Raw genomic sequence first — 20,899 nt, 5'->3', positions numbered from 1 at the left:
ACAATAAAAAAAAGTTGTTAAGTTATGTAAACTTAACAACTTAAATATTTCATCTCTTTAACCCGCTGCTTCCACATAATTCTGACAATCCTAAATAACTTCACCACCTATGAGAAGATTGAAATTAGCTATTTCTGTTTCTTATGAAAAATAATTGATACTATTTATTACTTCTGGGTAATTCACTCATTTTTCTAACGTCCGCAATTACACGCGGAAGCGGATTCATATTGAATATCTTTCCTACCTGATATAAAATAGGCTGTGCTAATCCACATCTATTTAGAAGTGAACTGTTTGAAAATACGGTTTCCGGATCAGCATCAGCTACAACTTCTCCTCTGTGAAATACCAATATTCTGTCTGCCCAACGCCATGCAAAATCAACATCATGGGTAGCAATCACAAGCCCCAGTCCTTTTTCAGTCAGCATGTCAAGATTTTTTTCCAATAAACTGGTGTTAGCTGGATCCAGACTTGCGCCAGGCTCATCCAATAACAATAGCTGAGGATTCATCGCAAGGACATCCGCAATACTGACACGTTTTTTTTCACCACCGGATAAGTAATGGGGGGCTCTTAAACGCATCTCTTCCAATTGCATATTTGTTATGGCATCATCCACCTGTTTTCGTACTGTGTTTTCATCTAATTTAAGATTCATAGGGCCAAAACTTATTTCTGCTTCAACAGTTCCTGCAATAATCTGATTATCCGGGTCTTGAAATATCAGGCCTACCGCCTGTCTTAGCAAAATATTCTCTTTTCTCGTCCATTGAAATTTATTCTTCTTAAAATATATTTCACCGCTTTTGGGTTTCACTATTCCATTACAGCATAAAAAGAAAGTGCTTTTTCCGGCTCCGTTATTCCCAAGTACCGCTACTTTTTCCGAAGTATATAATGAAACCGACAAATCATTTAAAGCAATTCGCTCTTTATCATAACTAAAGCTTATTTTGGCAAAACGAAGTATTTCTTCCAATCTCATGCCTCCTTCTAGTATAGAACAACAGTAATACCTAATGTAAAAATAATTAAGCACACAGCAGCAATAATGTGAATTTGCCTTATTTCCTTTTTAGATTCTAAAAACCGGATTTCACCCGTATAACATCGGCTTTCCATTGCATCAAAATTTTTGTTAGCCTGTTGATAACTTCTGGAAAGTAAATTAAAATAAATCTTTCCGGTAGTTTGTATGCTGATTGAGTAATTAATAAATCCAAGTCTGCTTTTTGCAGCATCTTTCATTGAATGATGCATTTCCAATAAAATAAAGGTGTAACGATAAATCAAATACATTAACTCAACAATGATGTCCGGTGTATGAAAACGTCTTAAAACATCAATAATTTCAGACATCGGTGTTGTCAAACTGAGTAGATACAGGCAGCTTATTGCCCCCAATGCTTTTGACATGACAAGTGCAGCTCGTAACTGCGCTGTCTTACTGACAATTAAATAGCCATGATATATCGGTAAATTAATTGCGCCCGTTGATTGTAAACTATATTCAAAAAGAAGTGCTAACCCGCTTATTAAGAGAAATGATACGGGTAATGAAAGTATAGAAAAATATTCCTGCAGCTCCATACCACCAACTATAACTATTAATATAAGCATAAAAACTGTTAAAAACAGTCCAACAATCGGAGAATGCGAAACAATACTTAAGATCATCAGAATCAGAACTGTACAAAATTTTAAGGAAGAATGTACCTTATTCAAACGCGAGTTTTGAGCTATGGCATCTATCGTCATAAATCCCTCATGTTTATGACGGCTCATGGCTATCATAATTCCTCCAAAAAGTAAACCTAAAAATAACAGTATATAGTTTGGAATTATAGCATAAAAGAGACACCAAATTACAATAATTGTTAATAAAGCAGTTAGTATCATATCTCTCTCCAAATTAAACTCGGTCTGAAACATATATCAGACCGAGTTTTACTTTTTTATTTTTCTGTTCCTGTGTATTTCTTACGAGCCACTAGATATCCAAAAGAATATGCTAGTATTCCAACTCCAATACCGGTCTGTACACAAAAAATCAGGCTTTCGATTTCTCCCGGTAGTTCACCGCCTATGGCTTTTTCCAAAACCGGTGTAAACCATGGTTCATAATCCTGTCCGGCTATTTCCTGAATAACTTGACTTCCGGCATCATCGCTGCCTCCAAACTCTGCTCCTTTTAAAATAAATAATGGTACAATTACAAGAATTAATACAAATGTTAATAATATAATTATGGTTTTTTTATTTTTTGACATCATTTACTTTGCCTCCTTTATAAAACCAATTTCTTTTAATTCAGGTGCAGCAAAGCTTTCCATACCCATAATAATTATTACGGTCAAAATTCCTTCAATAACAGCTAGGGGTACTTGTGTTGGTGCAAAAACAGCCAGAAATTTAATAGCACTTGCGCTGACCCCACCATTCGCACTGGGATAAGCCAGTGCCAGCTGTAAACTTGTAACGCAATATGTAAATAAATCACCCAGCGCCGCAGCTACAAAAATAGTGATTCTTTTGTTTAATTTTAATTTTAGTCCCAATTTATAAAGAAGTATTGAGAAAATCGGACCCGCAATTGCCATACTAAATGTGTTGGCTCCCAGCGTTGTTAATCCTCCGTGGGCTAATAGTATTGCTTGAAATATCAATACAATAATACCTAAGACACTGGTAACCAAAGGGCCAAAAACAATTGCTGCTAATCCCGTACCAGTCATATGACTGCAACTTCCTGTCACTGACGGGATTTTAAGTGACGACAAGACAAAAATATATGCTCCTGACATTGCTAATAAAATTAAAGCCCGGCGTTTCTGCTGTACCGTATGCCGTATGCTGATTACTCCTGCTACAAGAAACGGTATACTGATAACTCCCCATGCAACACAATGAAGAACCGGCAGATACCCTTCCATAATGTGCATAGCATATGCTGTCTCGGAAGAAGCAAAAAATAATGCAAACATTACTGAAATGCAAAATATTCTCTTTTCTGCTCTTGTCCATTTTTTCATGATCATTTCCTCCTATTTAATTTATGGATATATATTTTTACTACTAACTTTTTCTATAAATTCCAATTGGTAAAGAGCATTCGACCAGGAACCGCAACTTTTCTGCAGCCGTAATTTGATATCAACCGGTACTTCATTCTTATTCGGTATATGCTTTAATTTCCCTGATAAATTTTTTATGTACATAAGATCATTTTGTGTTTCAATGTCAGGATTTAACACTTTATAATGACAATCATATAAAGTGTTTCGATGATACTGTTTTATATCATTTTGTAGATTATGACTACCAGTCGCTGAAAATGGTGTTATTCTTGTTACAGGTTCCAATCCGATTTGATATAGGGTGTTTCTCCAGGTTCCGCAGCGCTTTATCAGCTTTTCTTTTATTTCTATATCTATTTCATTACGCATCGGTGCTCTTTTAAGAAGTTTTGCTTGGTTTAATACCTCCATCAGATACCCGATATATTCTTGCTCTAAATCGTTAATGATATATAAAGAGTTATATACAAAGAAATTCTGGTCCAGACCTGCATCTTTTATTGCTTCCTGCCATGAGTGATTATGCTTGCCCATTTCTATATATATTCCAGGCAAATCTTTTGGATGCGGAATACGTCCTAAATCTTTCGCCTTATCACGGATTATTAAAATCATCTGTTTATAACATTCCTTCCTCTCTATTATCTGTTCGAGAGCCTGGCCTTTTTCCCCCGCACTCTTAGACAATCCTGCGGCAGTCAGTGCATATGGCCATTTTTTAAATCGTAATTTTATATATTCACGTATAACCCAAAAAACTTCTTTCTGCGATGGAGAATGACCTATCTCTTTGGCGATATCCGTAATGAAATGAAGAAGCTGTTCATCCGATAGACTCCTGTATAGTTGTTTTCCTTTTGGAAAGGATAAAGAAAAAGTCTTCTTGATATCAGATTCTTCATCCTCTTTTCCAAGTTCCTTATTATTGGCCTTTGCTATTTGTACAAGTTCTGTATAAAGTTGTGATAATTGTAAACTAGAGAGTTTTAAAGTATACATGATTAACCTCGTCTTTTTTATTATAATTAGCTGTTATCACCCCACTCTTTTATCATAGCAGTTATTTTTATATTAACCGGTAAAAATTTATTTCACATTTCTCCCGTTAGTTGAAGTAATTGGGTATTTAGTAGTCCAGTCTACAAATGCTCCATTGCTTTCAAAAAAATAAAAGCCATGACAATAATAATTGTCACAGCCGATTTTCTGCGAATTTCGTTGGCAATTTAGACAGAATTATAGCCAACATTCTCTTTTTGTAGGTCTTCTGACTCACGTTTTCGAAGTATTAATCTAAATATGTTCTACTTCCGCGTCCATCCTTAGCCTTCTCAGGTTACCCCAATGACTGATTTTCATCAACAAGAATGGACTCCACGTATACAGCGGCGGTACCGTCTGGGATTCACACCCAATTCCCTTGTCCATCCATACTCACTAAACGGAGTATGGCCACAAAAAGTTATTTTAATAAAATAATTAATGCCCATTCTAAATAGAGTGAGCATCATAATAAAAAATTCGTCTTAACAGAGTGCACACTTATAAGAATTTCGTATAGGATACGACCTTCGCTGACTTATACCTAATTTCAGTAATTACAGCAAGTTGACTTGTGCTGGATTTTCACCAGACTTTTGATTAAGAGTTACTGCCTTTTATATTCATTCCTCATCGCATCTGTTAATTATTTAATTGAATTCATTATACAATAACACATAAATCATGTCAATACAGCTGCTTATTTAATCGGCGGTCATTCCATGTAAAACGTGTTATAGTTCAACCTGCGGCTGAATGGTATCAAATGATGCATAGGAGTCTGCATAATTTCACCTATAACTACTTCCTGAATATAATACACCTGCTTTTGCGTCATGGTTTTTCCACCATAACCGCATACTGCCGTAATAAAGCTGTCCTCTTTTAATTCATTCTTTGCTTTTCTAATAACTGAATTAACGTTTCTCTCTGTCTTGCATTATGTCTGATCGCTAAATATCCTTTGATATCCACCCTGCAATGTCATCTTTTCCAAATTCATAGTATAATTTTTTACCATATGCACTTTCATAAGCTTCTCTCTTTTGCCGATAATCAGTTTCCATCATCCTTAAACTGTTTTCTCTTATATCCTTACTATTGTCGGGGTAAATTGGCTTAAGTACATGCATTATATATTCTGTCTTATAGAACTGCTCATTATCTTTTTGTCGGATATCATGAATTTCAACAAAGCAGGATATGATTGGAACCTGATTCGCGGCTGCATAATAATAAGCTCCTCTTTTTAGTGGTCTCGGTTTTCTATAGTTAAACCACATCTCCTGTTCCGGGTAAATCAAGACAAACTCGATCTTTTACATTCTTTTCTATTCTGTGAATATTCTCCTCTGTCAGTTCCTGATGTAAAACAATAATTTTATACTCAAATTCTTTTGATGCATTCTCGATCATGGAACGTATGGCACAATCAAGATATGGAGCATACTTGTTATCAATTGTAAAAAATACCGGAATTAAAATCTGATTCATTTTATTAACATCCTTTCTCATTTGTAATCAATGCTTTGTATTCATCTAAAATATCATCGTACTCAAATAGTATTAATTCATTATGTATTCTGTTGATCTGCCATGGTTTAACAGTCAAGGTGTGAAGCCATGGAAAAAAGCGGAAACTTGTTGTAAAATGTTGCAGCACTGTATTCTCATGTACTTTTCGCTGTTCATTGAACTTTCCTGTCTGAATTGTTTTTAATTTGGATAATTTATTAATTGCTGACTGATCCGGCATAAACATTTTTTTCTGCTTACATAAAGCCCTGCATTCTTCAAATAATCCCGTTTCTCTGATCATCTTTAAATTTAATAACAAAACACCAGAATTAATATAATCCATCTTTAACAGATTATTTCTGAAAAACCATTTACCATAATGATCCAAAACTCCGGCTAATTCTAGATTACTAATATCTTGATAGTAAAATTCACTACAATTTTTCCTGCATATAACGTCATTATCCAGATATAGAATCCGATCCGGCAACTCAGGTATTTTGTCTGCAAATAATCGCAGCATACAATAGGGAGTAAACCGTGTTTCCATATTGGCATCCGGTAATTCTGTCTTAAATAACTCAGTTACATCCAGTTTTACTACCGAATTACCTGGATTAGTCTTTTTCACCCTTTGATTTAAGAAATCAATGATTACTTCGGAAACAGGCTGATATTGTTTTCCATGTATCTGTAATGTCATCGTTAGTACAAATATTTTCATATCCTCATCTACATTTTTTAATAAAGACAATATGGAAATAATTAATCCATCTGCAATGTTGTCATCTCCGCAATATAATAGATTCATTGTTCAGGCTCCTTCCTATATTGTATATATTCATAAGTGCTATGCCTGCTTCTATTTGTCATACAGTTATATATTTCACTGCATAATCTTTTTTGTTGTTCTTTTTGTTTTAGGGACTTATCCGGACAAAAGGGTCCATCGATATAAACTGTTATCTTTGGTTTCTTTCCGATTCTTCTTTTTTGATATGTAGTTGTCATGCAAAATGCCGGGCTTTTTGTGGATACAGGAAATTGAAACGATGTAATCGGAAATGGACGCAGAAAGCAGCAGTAAGGCCAGACATGTGCCTCCGGGTAAATCACAATACATTTTTGATCCGCGATGTGATATTTAATTGCATTTAAGAATTTTTTCATATCCTGATAGGATTCCGGAATCGGCAAAGCTCCCATCAGTGGTAATAGTTTTCCGATTACCGGAATACCCAGATTCGCTGTACTGGCAACCGTATACATTCTTTTGGGAAATACAAGCTGTGAAGGAATAAAGACATCACCGATTGGCTGAGTATGATTTCCATATAGAAAATATCCTGTATTTTTATAGGAATGTAATATTTTTCTGTTTCGTATGGTAATATGTAATATTAATCTGCTGTAAAAACATCCAAATGCACATGCGAGGCCATAGATAATAAAGGAAATTAATCGATACTCTATATTCTGCCGGAACCATTTATAGTTGTCCTGAAGTTTACAATTTTGATTATTACTTTCTATGTACTCATCAGCATAGGTCTTGTAATATCTAACAGATATACCTTTTATCTGTCTCATAAAATCACGCTCCTTTTAACAGTATGCTGTTGTTTTGGTCATAAAAAATAATTTCTTAATTACTTTTTATTCTCTATTCAATATAATTATATATTTTTTTCAACAAAGACAATATCATATCCTGTTCTTCGGCATTAAGAGGTTTTAATACCCATTCTTCAATTTTTTCCACTTTTATTAGCTGTGCTTCAGCACCTAATTTCTTACCATTCTCTGTAAGTTTTATTCTCTTTATCCTCTTATCATCGGCATCTGATATGCTGACAATCATATCTTTTGCTTCCAGTCGTTTTACTATTCCGGCAATTGTCTGCTGAGAAACATGAAATATTTTTTCCAGTTCTTTCATGGAATAATTCTCCTGCACTGAATGATATAATAATGCAACTACTCTAATTTGAGAAAATGTTAAATCAAATTCTTTTAATTCATTATTTATTTTCTTTTCAATCCCATCATTTATCATTTTTAATAAAGGAATAAAACTATATATTTGTTCATTCATTGATTTATTCTCCTTTTTTTGATAATTATATCACATTAATTTTCATATTTCAACAGTGTGCTGTTGTTTTTTATTGAATTCTTTATAATTGTTTGCCTGTTCATAACTTCGCCTGATTACCTTTCTATGCTAATAAAAGTAATTATTATCAATATTCACTTGCACAATACAAATGCTTCTTTTATAATTAATACAATCAGTATAAAAAGGAGCCGGGTTTATCCCTAATTGACTTACATGATTAATAACCTTGATGAAATCCATATCAATGAAATCCGAAAAGAATATAAAAGAATAGACAATGATTGGCTGCTCTTTCAGTACAAAATCTCCATAGGCTTATTTTTATTTGCCTTTCTGGTGGAATGTTTCATGGCTGTCATATTAATCAATTCAGTAATGTTAACAACAACAGTAAACCGCTTTATCCTTAAATTCATAATAGCACCAAGTGCAGTTAATTTTATTTGTATTATCTGTGATACCCTTGCAATGCGGGCAAAGAAATTAACGCAGGATCAGAAAATTTATGTTGTATCTATTAATCTAGTAATTATATCTTTTATTTTGTTTACAGCTCATAGTGCATTTACTTCAACCCATTTTCTCTTTATTCTTGCAATCATATTAACAACCATCTATGCAAGTTATCGCGTCACTGGTATTACTGCCTTACTAAGTATAACAGCACTAATAGGCTCGGAGTTATTTATTAAATGGGATTCGGATAAGCCAAGTGTCTATGCAAGCACCCTGCGGTTTTCGGAATTCCTGATCTCACTGTCTATTATAATCTCAACTTCTATCGTATGTATGATTAAGATAGCTTATATGCGAAAGAAAAATGAAGCGAGTATACAAAAAGAACTGGAGAGAGAGCTGCTTGAGCAAAAACTCAAATTAGATGAATTAACAGGAGTATTTAACCGCAAAGCTTTACATGATGCAATGAGGGATCTGGAAATGAACAGAGCCCCCAGTTTTGTATTTGTAATCACAGATATTGATAATTTTAAAAGTGTTAATGATCAATTCGGTCACCATGTCGGGGACAATTGTTTAATCGATTTTGCTACAGTATTAAAGAAATATAGTGCGGGTCCGTCCGTCTTTCGTTATGGCGGTGATGAATTTTGTCTGATTTATGAGAATTTCGGTATAGATGAGGTGGTATCGACCTGTGAAAGGCTTCAAACCATATTAAAAGATCTGTTTAAGATTAATTACCCGACTCTTAATTTAACCGCCAGTTTCGGAATCGCTCCGTATACGGATGATTGTAACGCAGCGAGGCTGTTTATCCATGCAGACCAGGCATTATATGAAGCGAAAGAGATAAAAAATGCTATTCGTGTCTATCATTAGATTTTCAGGTAGATTTAAGGTATTATACCGTTAAATCCACCTGAAATTTTACTCTGCCTATTAGAACTCCCGCAGCGGAATCCAAAATAATCCAATTAACGACTTCATGTTATGCTTACCTGATACCATGATGCTGGGTCAAAAACCCATAATTGAGGCTTATAGCCCCGGCATCATAATTCGAAGAAAGTAAGTATACTTCCATCAATTGTAGTAATCGAACAAGTTTTTCCGCCCCAGGATTGTACATTAATATCTGAAATTTCATTCCAGCCTTGGCTTTTTACAAAAGTATGCAGTTGCTCTATCCCTTGAACAAGCATAAAACCTACCATTTGTTTTAAAGGCTCACCATAAAACAAGTGAATGCCCGTAAATGGTGCAATGTGTAAGGATTCAATCTCAATAGGAATATTATTTACACATCCATATGTTCCCTCATTTAGATCATTGCGTGCTTCAATCTGACCATACCATCCAAGTATTTCTTTAAACCACTTCAACGTTCTGTCCATATCTTTTGAATAATATACCGCTCCTGTTTCCTTAACAATATAACCTCTTTCACCTAAACTTCCTAACATTATTTTACCTCCTGTTAAATTTTTTAATAACGAGATTTTTGCGAATACTTTAAGATTGGATTTATTTTTTCTAGCTACTATAGGAGTAATTCCATGAAATCTAGAAAATGCTTTTGAGAACCCCTCAGCCGAATCATAGCAGTACCACACAGCTATATCTAGAATTGACCGGTTTGTATCTACAATATCAAATCCTGCTAAAGTTAATCTCCTGTTTCTAACATACTCTCCAACAGTACAATTACATAGTGCAGAAAACATTTTCTGAAAATAAAAAGATGAAACAAATTGATGTTCTGCTAATAAATCAGCATCTATATCTTCATTCATTTTTGATTCAATTTCTTCAATTGCATTCTGTACTATATACATCCAATCCATATTCTTTCACCTCGCTTAAAAATATAATAACAGCCGGTAGTTTATTTTTCTTGAATAAACTTGCACTTAATTGTCTTGTGCCATACTTTTATTTCTCACGCTGCATGGTCAGTTAATTTATTATACTTTTAATCTCGCCAACAACTTGCGCAACTGTTTCATTATCGGTATTCATAATCGTTTTGATGAGGTTTTATTCCAAATTCAGTCAATAGATTCTGCAACCTGTTTTTTTCATGTTCCATCACTGGAAAAAGCGGATTATATACATAATGCTGCAGAACATCTGCATCTTTCAATACTTCATCAAATGCAGAATGTACAATCGCCTTTGAACTGTGGTTGCGAATAGCTGAACATATTAAATCTGTTTCATTTTCATTTGTTAATGACAACTCCTCAAGAATTTGGCGAGCCAAAACTGCACCTTGTTCAGCATGTTTATCCGTATTTTGTGTTTTGTAAGAATGTAAATCATGTAACATACCAGCCATTGTCGCCAATTCAACATCTTGATTTCTTTTGAGAGCTATAAAAGCACATGTTTGTGATACCCCATAAAGATGAAGATACCCACATCTTCTTTCCTGAGTATCCTTCATATCTAATAGAATTTCATCTATATACATTCGAAGTCTTTCAATGCGATTATCCATTTCTTTAGCATGTCCATTATGTAAATACTTTTTTATTTTTTCAAAATAGTTTTCCATATCTTCAGCCTCCATTCTATGGGTACTATTTAGAACGCATATTTAACCTATTGCATAAGCCAATGCATGATATAATAAATTCTCTTCCACCAAAAATGCAGTGGCTTAAGAGTGGGGGAAATAGAGTTAAATTACCAATATACCTGAGTTTATTATTGTTCCCATAAAGGTCTTTTTGTTTTTTATTTAGTTTTGAGTAAATGATTCTTCCATTCCCCACATCCACCTATTCTGTCTCCTATGGAAAAGTAATTATATGGTGCATATATTGCCGGATTCAGCATTTTCAAATCAATCATTTCAAGGTCCATTTCTTCGAATCTCTTATCTATCTGTATGTTTTTTATGTCAGCTAAAAACAGGTGGCTTCCATCTAATTCTATTATTTTAGTTACTTCGCATTCATAAACCCAGTTACTCTGCTCTAAAACAGGCACTTTTAAATAATTACCCCATTTATAATCAAACTGAATATCATTCTTAAGTTTTTCTTCATCCATTGTAGTACCAAAATAGTCTGCAATCCATATAATATCCTCGCTGATTAAGTTTGCCGAAAACATTTTATCACGTAAAATGTTCGTTTTCGTTTGTTTTCTACCACCTATAGTCATCATTATGTGAGGTGTCTTATCAAAAGAAAAACCCATCCAGGTTATGATACAAAAATTTGGTGCCTCATTCTCATTTTTTGTACCTATGAGATACATAGGTTGAGGGCTAAATACACAATCCGGCTTTATATCTATCTTAAACATGAATCTGACACTCCTTTTATTTAAATTTTGTATGTTCTGAATTAATACATAGTTTCTAATTCAGAACAATGTGAATAATACTGCTCTATGACTTAAATTTATATAAGACTCTTGAATGAATTTTCTATAACATTGGGCAACAAAGAATATAAATCGCAGTCACACTTTTCGTCAAAATACGCTTTCAGATTCAAAAATGCTCTCCACTTATCAAGGGTAAATTGGGGAAGTCCGTGCCGCAAAGCTACATCGATAAACCTTTTTTCCATAATACAGGCACCATTGGGTAAAGATATGGCATCACACAACTGAATCAGCAAATCATAATCATCGTATGTGACATTAGAGATAAATTCATCCAAAAATTCTATCTGATCATTAGTACAATCATATTTTCCAAAAAAGGTATTAACATCCTTTATCGGAAATGAATGTGTCAGACAGATGCGAGCAATCTCAGGTTGATTGATGCTCATCATATAATCATATCCATCAAAAATATGTAATATAGCTTTTACACCTTCTCTTCTTCCTATGTCATGCATCAACCCCATAACATAAGCGCTATTACTGTCCATATTTTTAATTTTTTCCGCAATAAGTCTTGCATTATTTGCAACTGAAATACTATGCTGCTTCCAAACACCTGGATTCATTTTGGCTCCGATCTCCAATTCCATCTCCGCTTTATTTACCGTTAAAGTCATATATGTTCTCCTATCTAATTCTGTAGTATTTTTAACTATATAAAATCCGATACTCTTTTTAGATTTATGTGATTTTCTGAAAGTGAAGTGAATACTGGTTAATTAAGCAATGAGTACGGACATGATTGAAAGGGATGATTGCCGATTACATATAAAGGTATCACTTATATTATAGCACCATAATAGGAATCGTTCTACCTTTTTATTCCAATTATATTAGTCATTAATACTTTCCATGGACATTATTCAACAAAAAAATAAAACAGCACATACCTTTTTCCTGTGTATGTGCTGAATATTAATAGGATAATATGTAATAAATAAAAATGTTTATAGTTACCGCTTAAAGCCTTACCTAATTATTCCTTCATCCGTTTCTATCTTATTCACAAAGTCCATATTATAACGTTTTGCACCGTGATCTTTAATCACCGTACCTCTTGTGATACGGATTGCCAGGATAATACAGTTTTCATTTTGTTCATTGTTTGCAATATCGTACCACTCGGCAAACGCTTTACGAAGTTTTGTCCTCAGCTCTGCGTTTTTAGGATCTAAAACCCATCCAAGGTTTTCTCCAATTCCATTTCCTGAAAACCACTCGGAGCAAACAGAAAATGCAACCTCTTTGTTTTGAGCTATCTGCTGCATTTTTGTTGATTTCGCCCAAGTACTAACATAAAACACACCGTCTTCATAATAAGCATCTACATCACGGATATAAGGACGGGGTTTTCCATCATCGTTCGGTTCCATTGCGATGGTTGAAAGAGAGATGAGATTATCTTTTCCGTTGCCGCACCTTTCCTCGATTAATTTTAATCCTTCTTCGTACCTGCTCATTTGTAACTCCTCCTATTAAATTTTTCTTTATTATAACATGATAATTAAGACAACAATATGTCATATTTAAAATTAAATTACGTACACGGTATAGTGCTTATTTGTTTTGATTCACCTCTGGTGTGTCATGCGCATCCTGCCCGAGGGAGCTTTTTATCTTATTGGACGTAATTTTCTCGTAAGTCTATAAGATAAAAAAGCTATCAACATACAGAATGCCGACAGCTTGAGATATGAAAGAGAGACATTCTTTTCATATCTTTTTATAAATTTTATAAATAATGTTTCTTTATATTTTTCAGTATTTTCAGCACTTACATACTTTTTGTATTCAAACACTTCACATGGGTTCCATGACCGGATAAGTCCGTACTGGGTATCATCGTAAGCCGTTCGGCCTGATTGTTGACGGCTAAAGCTGCATTAATCTGTTCTCTGCTATACACCGTACCGATTGCATAACCGGCCGGTGGATTTCCCGGAATCGTCTGATCCCATAATTCCAGAATCCTGGTTGTTCCGTTTTCATTACGAAAATCAGGATGAGTCCAATCAATTCCGGAATCAATGATGGCAACAATGACTCCTCTTCCAAACAGGTTATACTGTGCTGTCTGAAGAGGGTTAATACAGGATGCTGTCCGTCCCTGTGCTACATTATAAAACAGCCTTTTTGGTTTTTCAATAAATTCAATCTCTTGATAATCGGATAACCTGTCAATTAAGTCTTCCCGAATCGTGATAATTGCATATTCGTTTTGAAGAGGTACGATTACTAACTCTAATTCCTCTGCAATTCTGTTAATATCTCCGCTATATTTTACAATTAACTCCCACATGTTTAATGCCGGCATATAACCTACATTTAAATCTAAGGTTTTTGCCCTGGTCTGTTCCGAAACATCCAAAGCTAAATTTAATTGATTCTCCGCTTTTCCATCAGGCATACATAGAACCATCCGATATTATCATTATTCTAATATATGCAGGAATCCGTAATTTCTTTAATATTTTTAATTACAGTTCTAAAAGCAACCTTTTTAACAAGTATACCTTTTTCTGCCATAAATACAGGATGATACGATTCTTTCGCTTTGCGCAATCCTTCTATCCCCATATCTTCTTCCCGGTTTACATATGTATAACCGGATAGTTCATGTATAATAAACTGTTGATTTATCATTGGATATGCACCGTTAACATCTGCAAATGCCTTTTCAAAATGTATAATAAACATATCCTCACCTGATTTTTCACCCATGGTCAGCGCAACGATACGGCCTTCTGCCCTAATAATACCCCCAATCATATGAAGTTCTTTTCTATGCTTCAAACCATTAATCAACACATTGATTTCATCCGCTTTTGATGGGTTCTCACTGCTTTTATTCTCCTTGCCCCATTCTTTTACCATTTCTATACATTCTTGTGTATTCTCATCCGAAATTGTCTCATAAGCCCAGTCCTGATAAGTTTTAATAAATTTATTTATATGATTTTTCTTGCCATGATATTTCTTGCCGGAAAGATGATGCAAATCTTCAATCAAATATATATAGTCTGAACTGTCCCTGACATAAGCTATCTCATATTCTCCCGGATATAATTTCTCTATTTCTTTATACATGAATGGCTCAATCAGATTCATTTTAAATTCAATTTTTTGTGCTTTACAGTATGCAGTCAGCCATTCGAAAGCTTGTTTTATATTACCGCTTCCCATTGGAAACGCAAAATAATTCTCATTATCTTTAATAAATTTTATGAAAAGCATATCCTTCTCGATTGTATATCGGGTATTATAGACATCCGACCACAGAATCAGATTCCCTGCGCTATAATCGCAAGCCCTGTGTTTATTCTTATCCAAATAGCTTTCTATAATATCTCTATCTTCAATGGTTAATTTCTTGAACTGATCCATATTATACCTCTTTACTATAATTTTTCTTTTATCTTTGGAAACTTTAATTAAACTCTTCTGTTTATAATTCTCATAATTGTTCTACTCAATGTAATATTTTATAAATTATTATAAAACAGAAGATATATCGATACTTATCAATTTATCTCATTATAAAAAACATATTGATAATTGTCAATATATAAACAGAATTTTTCTCTAGAACATATATAAACGAAAATTTTCTCTAGAACTGATAGGAAAGTGCTGACTAATTGTAAAAATAAGAGCCTGGTTTGCCAGACTCCACGCTGACGCGCTGTCACGACAGTGACATCTTCCTTAAGTGCGTCATGCGCATCCTGCCTGAAAGACTTTTTTATTGCATAGGTAAGTTCGGAGAACTTTCCTATGCAATAAAAAAAGATTTGTCAAAACTTTTTACTGTTTTGATAAATCCTATTATGATTATTTACAAAAACAACTTAATGTTCCATCTGAATCACTGTTCGAAAATTTATCGAGAATTTCTTTTAAATCTTCAAACTTATTTTTATTTATAGAATAATGCATCCATTTTCCATCTTTTCGTACATTAACGATCGAACTCTCACAAAGAATTTTCATATGATAGGATAATGTAGACTGGGTAATTTGTAATTTCTCCAATATTACACAGGCACAACGTTCACTTCCTAACAGGTAATCTATAATTAATAACCGGTTAGGATCGGAAAGAGCCTTAAATAATAGAGCATATTCATTATATTTCTCGTTCATAATGTCACCTCGTAATAATTCGAACTATATTAATTTTAAGGTTTCATAATGAAACTGTCAATAGTTTATATTTACTCTATTCCTATATCCTTTACTCTATATCCATAAGGTTTTTATCTATTTTGTGCAAAATGCCATATTTTCAATATTTCACATACAGTTTTATACAATTTTGCACATAACATCCTCTATTGCTAACAATTCGATATATACCCAGATGTCATTCTGGTTTAGAATAGTAGGTACAGGAATTGCTGCCATAAATGGATCACCAACCCAAAGGAGGTACCTATGAACAGATTTAGAAAAGCTGCTGTTTTTGCATTTGGATTAATATTATCCGTTACTATCAGTTCCACTACTGTATCGGCAGCTGACTATACTATTCTTAAGAATGATTCACTATACAAGATTGGTCGCTTATTTGACACTCCTGTGAAGACCATAAAGTCAGATAACAATCTAAAAACCAATACTCTTTATCCAGGTCAGGTAATTGACGTCAATGCAAAGACCTACAAGGTTAAGAAAGGGGATACCCTGTTCCTCATTGCTAAGAAGAGTAAAGTAACTGTTGCTTCATTAAGAAGAGCAAATAATAAATGGAACGATAGTTTAAAACCAGGTAAAAAGCTAGTTTTGCCTGCACCTGCCAAAACTAGCAAAGCAAAAAAAGCAACAGTGAAAAAAGCAACGGTGAAAGCAAACAAATTATCTACGAACGCGAAAATGTCTACAACTAACTCAAGTGCAGTCATCTCTTATACACCTAAAGAACTGGACTTACTGGCAAGGCTAATAACAGCAGAAACTACCGGACAACCTTATAATGCTATGGTCGGGGTCGGAGCTGTTGTCATTAACAGAGTACAAAGCCCGGATTGGCCGGATACAATAACGAAAGTTATTAATCACGTTGCCGGAGATTATTATCAGTTCACTCCGGTTAAAAATGGCTATATTAATAAACCGGCATCCGCAATTGCTATAAAAGCAGCAAAAGCAGCATTAAATGGAAATGATCCCTCAAAGGGCGCTATGTTCTATTTTGATGATACCTCGACTAATGCCTGGTTGTGGTCTAAACTAATAACTGCAAGATACGGTATCATGGTTTTTGTTAAATAGTTAATAAAATACGAGAAAAAAGTTGTGTAAAATCATACTGCTCATCCTGTTTAAGAATACAATTTGGGATGCACACAAAACGCAAAAAAAAGCGTTTTTGCGCTGCAATCCTACGATTTTACACAACTTTTTTATTTTTATATTTATACTTACATAATTCAACATATTATGTTATAATGCTATATGAATGTTGTTTTTTTTACATTATTTTTAATTAGTATTGGAAATTTACATTAGGAGAAGGACCCGAAATGGAAAACTATCAATTTTTACTGGATATAGCAATTATTTTGCTATGCACTAAAGTACTAGGAATAATTACCAAAAGATTTCAGATGCCCCAGGTTGTAGGTGCTTTATTGGGCGGCTTATTATTAGGACCTGCTTTATTTGGAATTATTAAGGAGACAAGCCTGATTCACCAAATATCCGAAATCGGTGTTATTGTTTTAATGTTTTGCGCCGGTTTGGAAACTGATATTAGAGAATTAAAGAAAACCGGTAAAGCAGCCTTTTTAATCGCATTAATGGGAGTTTTGATACCTTTAGCCGGCGGATTTGGAATAGCTTTTATCTTTAACAGACCGGGTATAATAGAGTCTAATATCAACACCAGTGTATTTTTGCAGAATATGTTTATAGGAGTTATCTTAACAGCAACTTCTGTAAGTATAACCGTGGAAACTCTAAAAGAACTGGGTAAGCTTAATACCCGATCCGGTAATGCCATATTAGGTGCAGCAATTATTGATGATATTTTAGGAATTATAGCACTTACCATAATTACTGGCTTGGCAGATTCCTCTATAAATGTACTGCTTGTGTTGCTAAAGATTATTGGATTCTTTATTTTCTGCATTCCGGTAGGGATATTTTTTTATTTTATCTTTAAAAAATGGACCAATATGTATAATAAAGATATGCGCCGTTTTACCATAATTGCATTTGTATTTTGCTTAGTTATGTCCTATATTGCAGAAACTTTTTTTGGTGTAGCAGATATCACAGGTGCTTTTATAGCCGGTCTTATCATATCCAATTCACAAAAGAATGAATACATTGCATCAAAATTTGATACCTTATCTTATATGTTTTTATCTCCTGTCTTTTTTGCCAGTGTTGGCTTGAAAGTGGAACTGCCAAATATGAATCACAGTATTTTAATTTTTGCTGTAATCCTGGTAATTGTTTCCTGTTTAACTAAAATAGTAGGCTGCGGACTGGGGGCAAAACTTTGTAAATATACTACAAAAGAATCCTTACAGATCGGTGTAGGTATGATTTCCAGGGGTGAAGTAGCTTTAATTGTAGCAAGTAAAGGCAATTCGGTAGGATTAATGTCTCCGAACTTTCTTGGTCCAATAGTCGTTGTAGTTGTTTTTACCACTATCGTAGCTCCTGTTTTACTAAAACTTTCTTTTAAATCAGATAATAACGAGTCAACAAAAAAAGATAATTTATTTGCGGAACCCTATGAAGAGTTGTTGGATTATCAAAGGAATTATGACATTGAAAAAAGAAAAGTAATAAATGAGTAACCTAAAAAAGAGCAGGTATATTGCCAGAAAAATAACTGGCAATATACCTTTTTTATTGCAACATGAAATATGGACCCTCCACCCTATAACCGATTAATTGGTTTCTATTAACGGTATAAATCAGCTGATAATCTGGTTAAATGCAGTTCGTCCAAAACCTCATACCCATCATTTACCTTTCGCAATACACCCTTTTGGTATAATCCTTTTAAGGTCCTTAATAAGTGCCGGTAACTTGTACCTAAAAGCTCTGCGATTTCTGTCATATTTTCTTTGAATATAATTTTTGTCTTTCTTCCATCTGAATCTTTTATTCTATCTCCTGCCGTATAAATGTAACTGGCCAGTCTATTCTCTAAAGAATAAAGCAAATTAATAGAACTGTTTTTCGAACAGCGGTATAATTTGTCGCCTAAGGAACCGCAGATAAAACGCAGGAATTTAGCATCTTCCATTAGTAAAACCTTAACTTTCTCTATTGGGATACCAATACAGATCGTATCTTCCAGAACTTGTATATTCGTAACTGCATTTGGTGAACCGGTAATCTCAAGATCACCTAACACTTTAAAGTCCTGATAAAAACAAAGTAACAGGGATTTGCCATTACTTAAGGTAGTAAAGACTTTAGCTTTGCCATTTACCAGGAAAATTAAGTACGACATTTTTTCACTGTCCCGCACTATAAACTCATTTTTCTGATAGTAAAACAACTCCATATAAGACCTCATGTCCTTTGTAAACAACTGATCCATATGATATTGTGAGATGTATTTATCCAATACTTTCCCGTTATATATTTTTTCCATAGGTAAATATCAACATCCTTTATACTTTATCTTTTTTAATCAGTATGACATATGTCATAGCAAAACTCAACCGCTTTATGTTAAATTACTAATATAACATGATTTTGTAAATACTTTTGGTTATGGAGGTAACACCACAATGAATTATTTTATTTCCCTGATTATCGGGGTTATCACTTCCGTTATGATTCTTCTCAATGGGACCTTATCCGAAACATATGGAAACTACGCTTCCACTGTATTGATTCATGTGGTTGGTCTTGTCTCCGTAATTATAATTTTAATCGTTAGTAAAACATCTGTAAAAATAACTCGCAATATTCCTATCTATTTCTATAGTGCAGGTTTTATAGGTGTTGCAACTGTGATATTTACTAATCTTGGTTTCATGAATCTTGGAGTGTCTTTGACACAGGCATTAGGTTTGCTTGGCCAGACTGTTTTATCGCTTCTATTAGATCATTTCGGCTTAATTGGTATAAAACCCTCTAGATTCCAAGTTAAAAAGTTAATCGGATTGTTTTTTATTGCAGGCGGGATCCTGGTTATGACTATTTATTAGAAAATATTTTAGAGGAGAAAAGTTTATGTTAATTGTTTCTTTAATACTTTCCTTTTTAGCAGGAGTATCCATTGTACTTGGCAGAATAATAAATGCACAGCTGGCTGAACAAATAGGCACTAAACAAAGCACCTTAATCAACTATATAACCGGTTTAAGCTTATCAAGCATCGTCTATCTTGTCAGTAACGATAAACCCATCTTTTCCTCGGTTTTTCGTAATATAGTACCATTATGGGCTTACCTCGGGGGGTTGGCGGGAGTTGTAATAATCATGGCATCCAATTATATAACGCCCAGACTCTCTGCATTTTATATTACACTGCTTATTTTTATAGGCCAGCTGTTTACAGGAATTATGATTGATTATTTTATATTAAAGGAAGTATCCATAGGAAAATGTATGGGAGGACTTCTGGTCTTTATAGGTTTAACCTATAATCTCTGGGTTGATAAGAAAGGGCCGTTCAACAAAAGCTTTTAAGATATGGATTTCACCATGGAAGCTGCAGCTTCTTTAATTGCAGCAAGCTTATATTCCTTGTTCCATCTGTTTACACCTATAAAATCATATATTTTGGCACCTAAATGCCTGCATAATCTCTCCATTTGCTCTAAACAGCTTATCAGACCATTGCCGCTGCCTCCCGGAGAGGCAATGAGCAGCACATTTTTATCTGCCATTACACTTTCAGCGCCTTTTAATGCCTCACAACGGCGGAAGCGGTCAAAAAATGCTTTCATGATCTCTGTCATATCTCCCCAATATACCGGAGTATTTAAAATTAATAAATCTGCTTCAGTTATTTTTGACTGAATCTCGTTAAATCCGTCTTCACCGTAGATGCAGGTATGTTTGTCACGGCAGGTACCCCATCCGTCACCGCACATGGCACAGCGTGAAAGTTTATAATCACACAATTTAATTACTTCAGCTTCTGCACCGGCATTTATAATCCCGGCTAAGGCAGCTTCTTCGCAGGAACAGGATAACCCCTCACTTTTGGGTGTTCCAGATATAATTAATACTTTCATAATACCTCTTTCTGAATCCCGATAACAACCATTTAAATGGATTAAAGGATTCAATT

General features: G+C 34.1%; 25 protein-coding genes and 1 riboswitch. Of the genes, 5 read left to right on the top strand and 20 right to left on the bottom strand.

Going from position 1 to position 20,899, the window contains the following annotated elements; all coding sequences use genetic code 11:
- Window positions 1–160 precede the first annotated feature (160 nt).
- The 10 genes from RBU59_RS24910 to RBU59_RS24865 form a co-directional block, all read right to left on the bottom strand.
- Window positions 161–985: an energy-coupling factor ABC transporter ATP-binding protein gene (locus tag RBU59_RS24910; protein ID WP_308145176.1), complete on the bottom strand. Its 825-nt coding sequence runs from the start codon at window positions 983–985 to the stop codon at window positions 161–163.
- A gap of 14 nt (window positions 986–999) precedes the next feature.
- Window positions 1,000–1,905 (bottom strand): cobalt ECF transporter T component CbiQ, encoded by a 906-nt coding sequence (gene cbiQ / locus RBU59_RS24905; protein ID WP_308145175.1) that lies wholly within the window; start codon window positions 1,903–1,905, stop codon window positions 1,000–1,002.
- Window positions 1,906–1,961: 56 nt separating this feature from the next.
- Entirely contained in the window at window positions 1,962–2,276 is a 315-nt protein-coding gene (locus RBU59_RS24900) for an energy-coupling factor ABC transporter substrate-binding protein (protein WP_308148635.1), read from the bottom strand.
- Window positions 2,277–2,279: 3 nt separating this feature from the next.
- On the bottom strand, window positions 2,280–3,038 hold the full coding sequence (locus RBU59_RS24895; RefSeq protein ID WP_308145174.1) for an energy-coupling factor ABC transporter permease: 759 nt from the start codon (window positions 3,036–3,038) through the stop codon (window positions 2,280–2,282).
- Between the two features lie 21 nt (window positions 3,039–3,059).
- Window positions 3,060–4,082, bottom strand: a complete 1,023-nt coding sequence (locus RBU59_RS24890; RefSeq protein WP_308145173.1) for a homing endonuclease associated repeat-containing protein — start codon at window positions 4,080–4,082, stop codon at window positions 3,060–3,062.
- Between the two features lie 241 nt (window positions 4,083–4,323).
- Window positions 4,324–4,558: riboswitch (cobalamin riboswitch) on the bottom strand.
- A 519-nt stretch (window positions 4,559–5,077) separates the two neighbouring features.
- Window positions 5,078–5,407, bottom strand: coding sequence for a hypothetical protein (locus RBU59_RS24885; RefSeq protein ID WP_308145172.1), 330 nt, complete (start codon window positions 5,405–5,407; stop codon window positions 5,078–5,080).
- A complete protein-coding gene (locus RBU59_RS24880; protein WP_308145171.1) occupies window positions 5,397–5,618 on the bottom strand; it encodes a hypothetical protein in 222 nt (73 codons plus the stop codon). Before RBU59_RS24880 ends, RBU59_RS24885 begins: the two co-directional genes overlap by 11 nt.
- Before the next feature lie 4 nt (window positions 5,619–5,622).
- The gene (locus RBU59_RS24875) at window positions 5,623–6,453 is read right to left on the bottom strand and encodes a glycosyltransferase (RefSeq protein WP_308145170.1); all 831 of its coding nucleotides are present in this window, start codon (window positions 6,451–6,453) and stop codon (window positions 5,623–5,625) included.
- Window positions 6,450–7,232, bottom strand: coding sequence for a 1-acyl-sn-glycerol-3-phosphate acyltransferase (locus RBU59_RS24870; protein ID WP_308145169.1), 783 nt, complete (start codon window positions 7,230–7,232; stop codon window positions 6,450–6,452). Before RBU59_RS24870 ends, RBU59_RS24875 begins: the two co-directional genes overlap by 4 nt.
- A 73-nt stretch (window positions 7,233–7,305) precedes the next feature.
- Window positions 7,306–7,737 (bottom strand): MarR family winged helix-turn-helix transcriptional regulator, encoded by a 432-nt coding sequence (locus RBU59_RS24865; protein ID WP_308145168.1) that lies wholly within the window; start codon window positions 7,735–7,737, stop codon window positions 7,306–7,308.
- A gap of 237 nt (window positions 7,738–7,974) precedes the next feature.
- Between RBU59_RS24865 and RBU59_RS24860 the strand changes: the two genes are divergently transcribed.
- Window positions 7,975–9,102: a GGDEF domain-containing protein gene (locus RBU59_RS24860; protein ID WP_308148634.1), complete on the top strand. Its 1,128-nt coding sequence runs from the start codon at window positions 7,975–7,977 to the stop codon at window positions 9,100–9,102.
- 173 nt (window positions 9,103–9,275) lie between these two features.
- On the opposite strand, the gene RBU59_RS24855 is transcribed toward RBU59_RS24860, so the two are convergent.
- The 8 genes from RBU59_RS24855 to RBU59_RS24820 all read right to left on the bottom strand — a co-directional run bounded on the left by RBU59_RS24855 (window position 9,276) and on the right by RBU59_RS24820 (window position 15,771).
- A complete protein-coding gene (locus tag RBU59_RS24855; protein WP_308145167.1) occupies window positions 9,276–10,067 on the bottom strand; it encodes a helix-turn-helix domain-containing protein in 792 nt (263 codons plus the stop codon).
- A gap of 161 nt (window positions 10,068–10,228) precedes the next feature.
- Complete coding sequence (locus RBU59_RS24850; protein WP_308145166.1) at window positions 10,229–10,780, bottom strand: HD domain-containing protein; 552 nt, start codon at window positions 10,778–10,780, stop codon at window positions 10,229–10,231.
- 182 nt (window positions 10,781–10,962) lie between these two features.
- Window positions 10,963–11,538: a flavin reductase family protein gene (locus RBU59_RS24845; protein ID WP_308145165.1), complete on the bottom strand. Its 576-nt coding sequence runs from the start codon at window positions 11,536–11,538 to the stop codon at window positions 10,963–10,965.
- A gap of 98 nt (window positions 11,539–11,636) precedes the next feature.
- Window positions 11,637–12,245: an HD domain-containing protein gene (locus RBU59_RS24840; RefSeq protein ID WP_308145164.1), complete on the bottom strand. Its 609-nt coding sequence runs from the start codon at window positions 12,243–12,245 to the stop codon at window positions 11,637–11,639.
- Between the two features lie 351 nt (window positions 12,246–12,596).
- Window positions 12,597–13,088, bottom strand: a complete 492-nt coding sequence (locus RBU59_RS24835) for a pyridoxamine 5'-phosphate oxidase family protein (RefSeq protein WP_308145163.1) — start codon at window positions 13,086–13,088, stop codon at window positions 12,597–12,599.
- 314 nt (window positions 13,089–13,402) lie between these two features.
- Window positions 13,403–14,035, bottom strand: coding sequence for a S8 family serine peptidase (locus RBU59_RS24830; RefSeq protein WP_308145162.1), 633 nt, complete (start codon window positions 14,033–14,035; stop codon window positions 13,403–13,405).
- 29 nt (window positions 14,036–14,064) lie between these two features.
- The gene (locus tag RBU59_RS24825; RefSeq protein ID WP_308145161.1) at window positions 14,065–15,012 is read right to left on the bottom strand and encodes a DUF2156 domain-containing protein; all 948 of its coding nucleotides are present in this window, start codon (window positions 15,010–15,012) and stop codon (window positions 14,065–14,067) included.
- A 447-nt stretch (window positions 15,013–15,459) separates the two neighbouring features.
- Window positions 15,460–15,771: an ArsR/SmtB family transcription factor gene (locus RBU59_RS24820; protein WP_308145160.1), complete on the bottom strand. Its 312-nt coding sequence runs from the start codon at window positions 15,769–15,771 to the stop codon at window positions 15,460–15,462.
- Between the two features lie 291 nt (window positions 15,772–16,062).
- On the opposite strand from RBU59_RS24820, the gene RBU59_RS24815 reads away from it, so the two are divergent.
- Together RBU59_RS24815 and RBU59_RS24810 are read left to right on the top strand one after the other, a co-directional pair.
- Complete coding sequence (locus RBU59_RS24815) at window positions 16,063–16,899, top strand: LysM peptidoglycan-binding domain-containing protein (RefSeq protein WP_308145159.1); 837 nt, start codon at window positions 16,063–16,065, stop codon at window positions 16,897–16,899.
- Between the two features lie 251 nt (window positions 16,900–17,150).
- A complete protein-coding gene (locus RBU59_RS24810; RefSeq protein WP_308145158.1) occupies window positions 17,151–18,437 on the top strand; it encodes a cation:proton antiporter in 1,287 nt (428 codons plus the stop codon).
- Between the two features lie 107 nt (window positions 18,438–18,544).
- Here RBU59_RS24810 and RBU59_RS24805 read toward each other — a convergent pair whose 3' ends face one another.
- Complete coding sequence (locus tag RBU59_RS24805; RefSeq protein WP_308145157.1) at window positions 18,545–19,246, bottom strand: cyclic nucleotide-binding domain-containing protein; 702 nt, start codon at window positions 19,244–19,246, stop codon at window positions 18,545–18,547.
- A gap of 139 nt (window positions 19,247–19,385) precedes the next feature.
- Between RBU59_RS24805 and RBU59_RS24800 the strand changes: the two genes are divergently transcribed.
- A complete protein-coding gene (locus RBU59_RS24800; protein WP_308145156.1) occupies window positions 19,386–19,808 on the top strand; it encodes a DMT family transporter in 423 nt (140 codons plus the stop codon).
- A gap of 25 nt (window positions 19,809–19,833) precedes the next feature.
- On the top strand, window positions 19,834–20,292 hold the full coding sequence (locus RBU59_RS24795) for a DMT family transporter (protein WP_308145155.1): 459 nt from the start codon (window positions 19,834–19,836) through the stop codon (window positions 20,290–20,292).
- Here RBU59_RS24795 and RBU59_RS24790 read toward each other — a convergent pair.
- Complete coding sequence (locus RBU59_RS24790) at window positions 20,289–20,843, bottom strand: flavodoxin family protein (protein ID WP_308145154.1); 555 nt, start codon at window positions 20,841–20,843, stop codon at window positions 20,289–20,291. The two genes, RBU59_RS24795 and RBU59_RS24790, sit on opposite strands and share 4 nt — an antisense overlap.
- Window positions 20,844–20,899: the final 56 nt, after the last annotated feature.

It is taken from the genome of Anaerocolumna sp. MB42-C2 (assembly GCF_030913705.1).
GTDB lineage: Bacteria > Bacillota > Clostridia > Lachnospirales > Lachnospiraceae > Anaerocolumna.
Note: the sequence above shows the minus strand (reverse complement) of the source record. Positions and strands in the feature narration are given on the sequence as shown.

Excerpts from the sequence above, each read along its gene's own strand:
- cbiQ (WP_308145175.1), bottom strand. The coding sequence starts at position 1,905 with ATGATACTAACTGCTTTATTAACAATTATTGTAATTTGGTGTCTCTTT.
- RBU59_RS24900 (WP_308148635.1), bottom strand. The coding sequence starts at position 2,276 with ATGTCAAAAAATAAAAAAACCATAATTATATTATTAACATTTGTATTA.
- RBU59_RS24895 (WP_308145174.1), bottom strand. The coding sequence starts at position 3,038 with ATGAAAAAATGGACAAGAGCAGAAAAGAGAATATTTTGCATTTCAGTA.
- RBU59_RS24890 (WP_308145173.1), bottom strand. The coding sequence starts at position 4,082 with ATGTATACTTTAAAACTCTCTAGTTTACAATTATCACAACTTTATACA.
- RBU59_RS24885 (WP_308145172.1), bottom strand. The coding sequence starts at position 5,407 with ATGTGGTTTAACTATAGAAAACCGAGACCACTAAAAAGAGGAGCTTAT.
- RBU59_RS24880 (WP_308145171.1), bottom strand. The coding sequence starts at position 5,618 with ATGAATCAGATTTTAATTCCGGTATTTTTTACAATTGATAACAAGTAT.
- RBU59_RS24875 (WP_308145170.1), bottom strand. The coding sequence starts at position 6,453 with ATGAATCTATTATATTGCGGAGATGACAACATTGCAGATGGATTAATT.
- RBU59_RS24870 (WP_308145169.1), bottom strand. The coding sequence starts at position 7,232 with ATGAGACAGATAAAAGGTATATCTGTTAGATATTACAAGACCTATGCT.
- RBU59_RS24865 (WP_308145168.1), bottom strand. The coding sequence starts at position 7,737 with ATGAATGAACAAATATATAGTTTTATTCCTTTATTAAAAATGATAAAT.
- RBU59_RS24860 (WP_308148634.1), top strand. The coding sequence starts at position 7,975 with ATGATTAATAACCTTGATGAAATCCATATCAATGAAATCCGAAAAGAA.
- RBU59_RS24855 (WP_308145167.1), bottom strand. The coding sequence starts at position 10,067 with ATGGATTGGATGTATATAGTACAGAATGCAATTGAAGAAATTGAATCA.
- RBU59_RS24850 (WP_308145166.1), bottom strand. The coding sequence starts at position 10,780 with ATGGAAAACTATTTTGAAAAAATAAAAAAGTATTTACATAATGGACAT.
- RBU59_RS24845 (WP_308145165.1), bottom strand. The coding sequence starts at position 11,538 with ATGTTTAAGATAGATATAAAGCCGGATTGTGTATTTAGCCCTCAACCT.
- RBU59_RS24840 (WP_308145164.1), bottom strand. The coding sequence starts at position 12,245 with ATGACTTTAACGGTAAATAAAGCGGAGATGGAATTGGAGATCGGAGCC.
- RBU59_RS24835 (WP_308145163.1), bottom strand. The coding sequence starts at position 13,088 with ATGAGCAGGTACGAAGAAGGATTAAAATTAATCGAGGAAAGGTGCGGC.
- RBU59_RS24830 (WP_308145162.1), bottom strand. The coding sequence starts at position 14,035 with ATGCCTGATGGAAAAGCGGAGAATCAATTAAATTTAGCTTTGGATGTT.
- RBU59_RS24825 (WP_308145161.1), bottom strand. The coding sequence starts at position 15,012 with ATGGATCAGTTCAAGAAATTAACCATTGAAGATAGAGATATTATAGAA.
- RBU59_RS24820 (WP_308145160.1), bottom strand. The coding sequence starts at position 15,771 with ATGAACGAGAAATATAATGAATATGCTCTATTATTTAAGGCTCTTTCC.
- RBU59_RS24815 (WP_308145159.1), top strand. The coding sequence starts at position 16,063 with ATGAACAGATTTAGAAAAGCTGCTGTTTTTGCATTTGGATTAATATTA.
- RBU59_RS24810 (WP_308145158.1), top strand. The coding sequence starts at position 17,151 with ATGGAAAACTATCAATTTTTACTGGATATAGCAATTATTTTGCTATGC.
- RBU59_RS24805 (WP_308145157.1), bottom strand. The coding sequence starts at position 19,246 with ATGGAAAAAATATATAACGGGAAAGTATTGGATAAATACATCTCACAA.
- RBU59_RS24800 (WP_308145156.1), top strand. The coding sequence starts at position 19,386 with ATGAATTATTTTATTTCCCTGATTATCGGGGTTATCACTTCCGTTATG.
- RBU59_RS24795 (WP_308145155.1), top strand. The coding sequence starts at position 19,834 with ATGTTAATTGTTTCTTTAATACTTTCCTTTTTAGCAGGAGTATCCATT.
- RBU59_RS24790 (WP_308145154.1), bottom strand. The coding sequence starts at position 20,843 with ATGAAAGTATTAATTATATCTGGAACACCCAAAAGTGAGGGGTTATCC.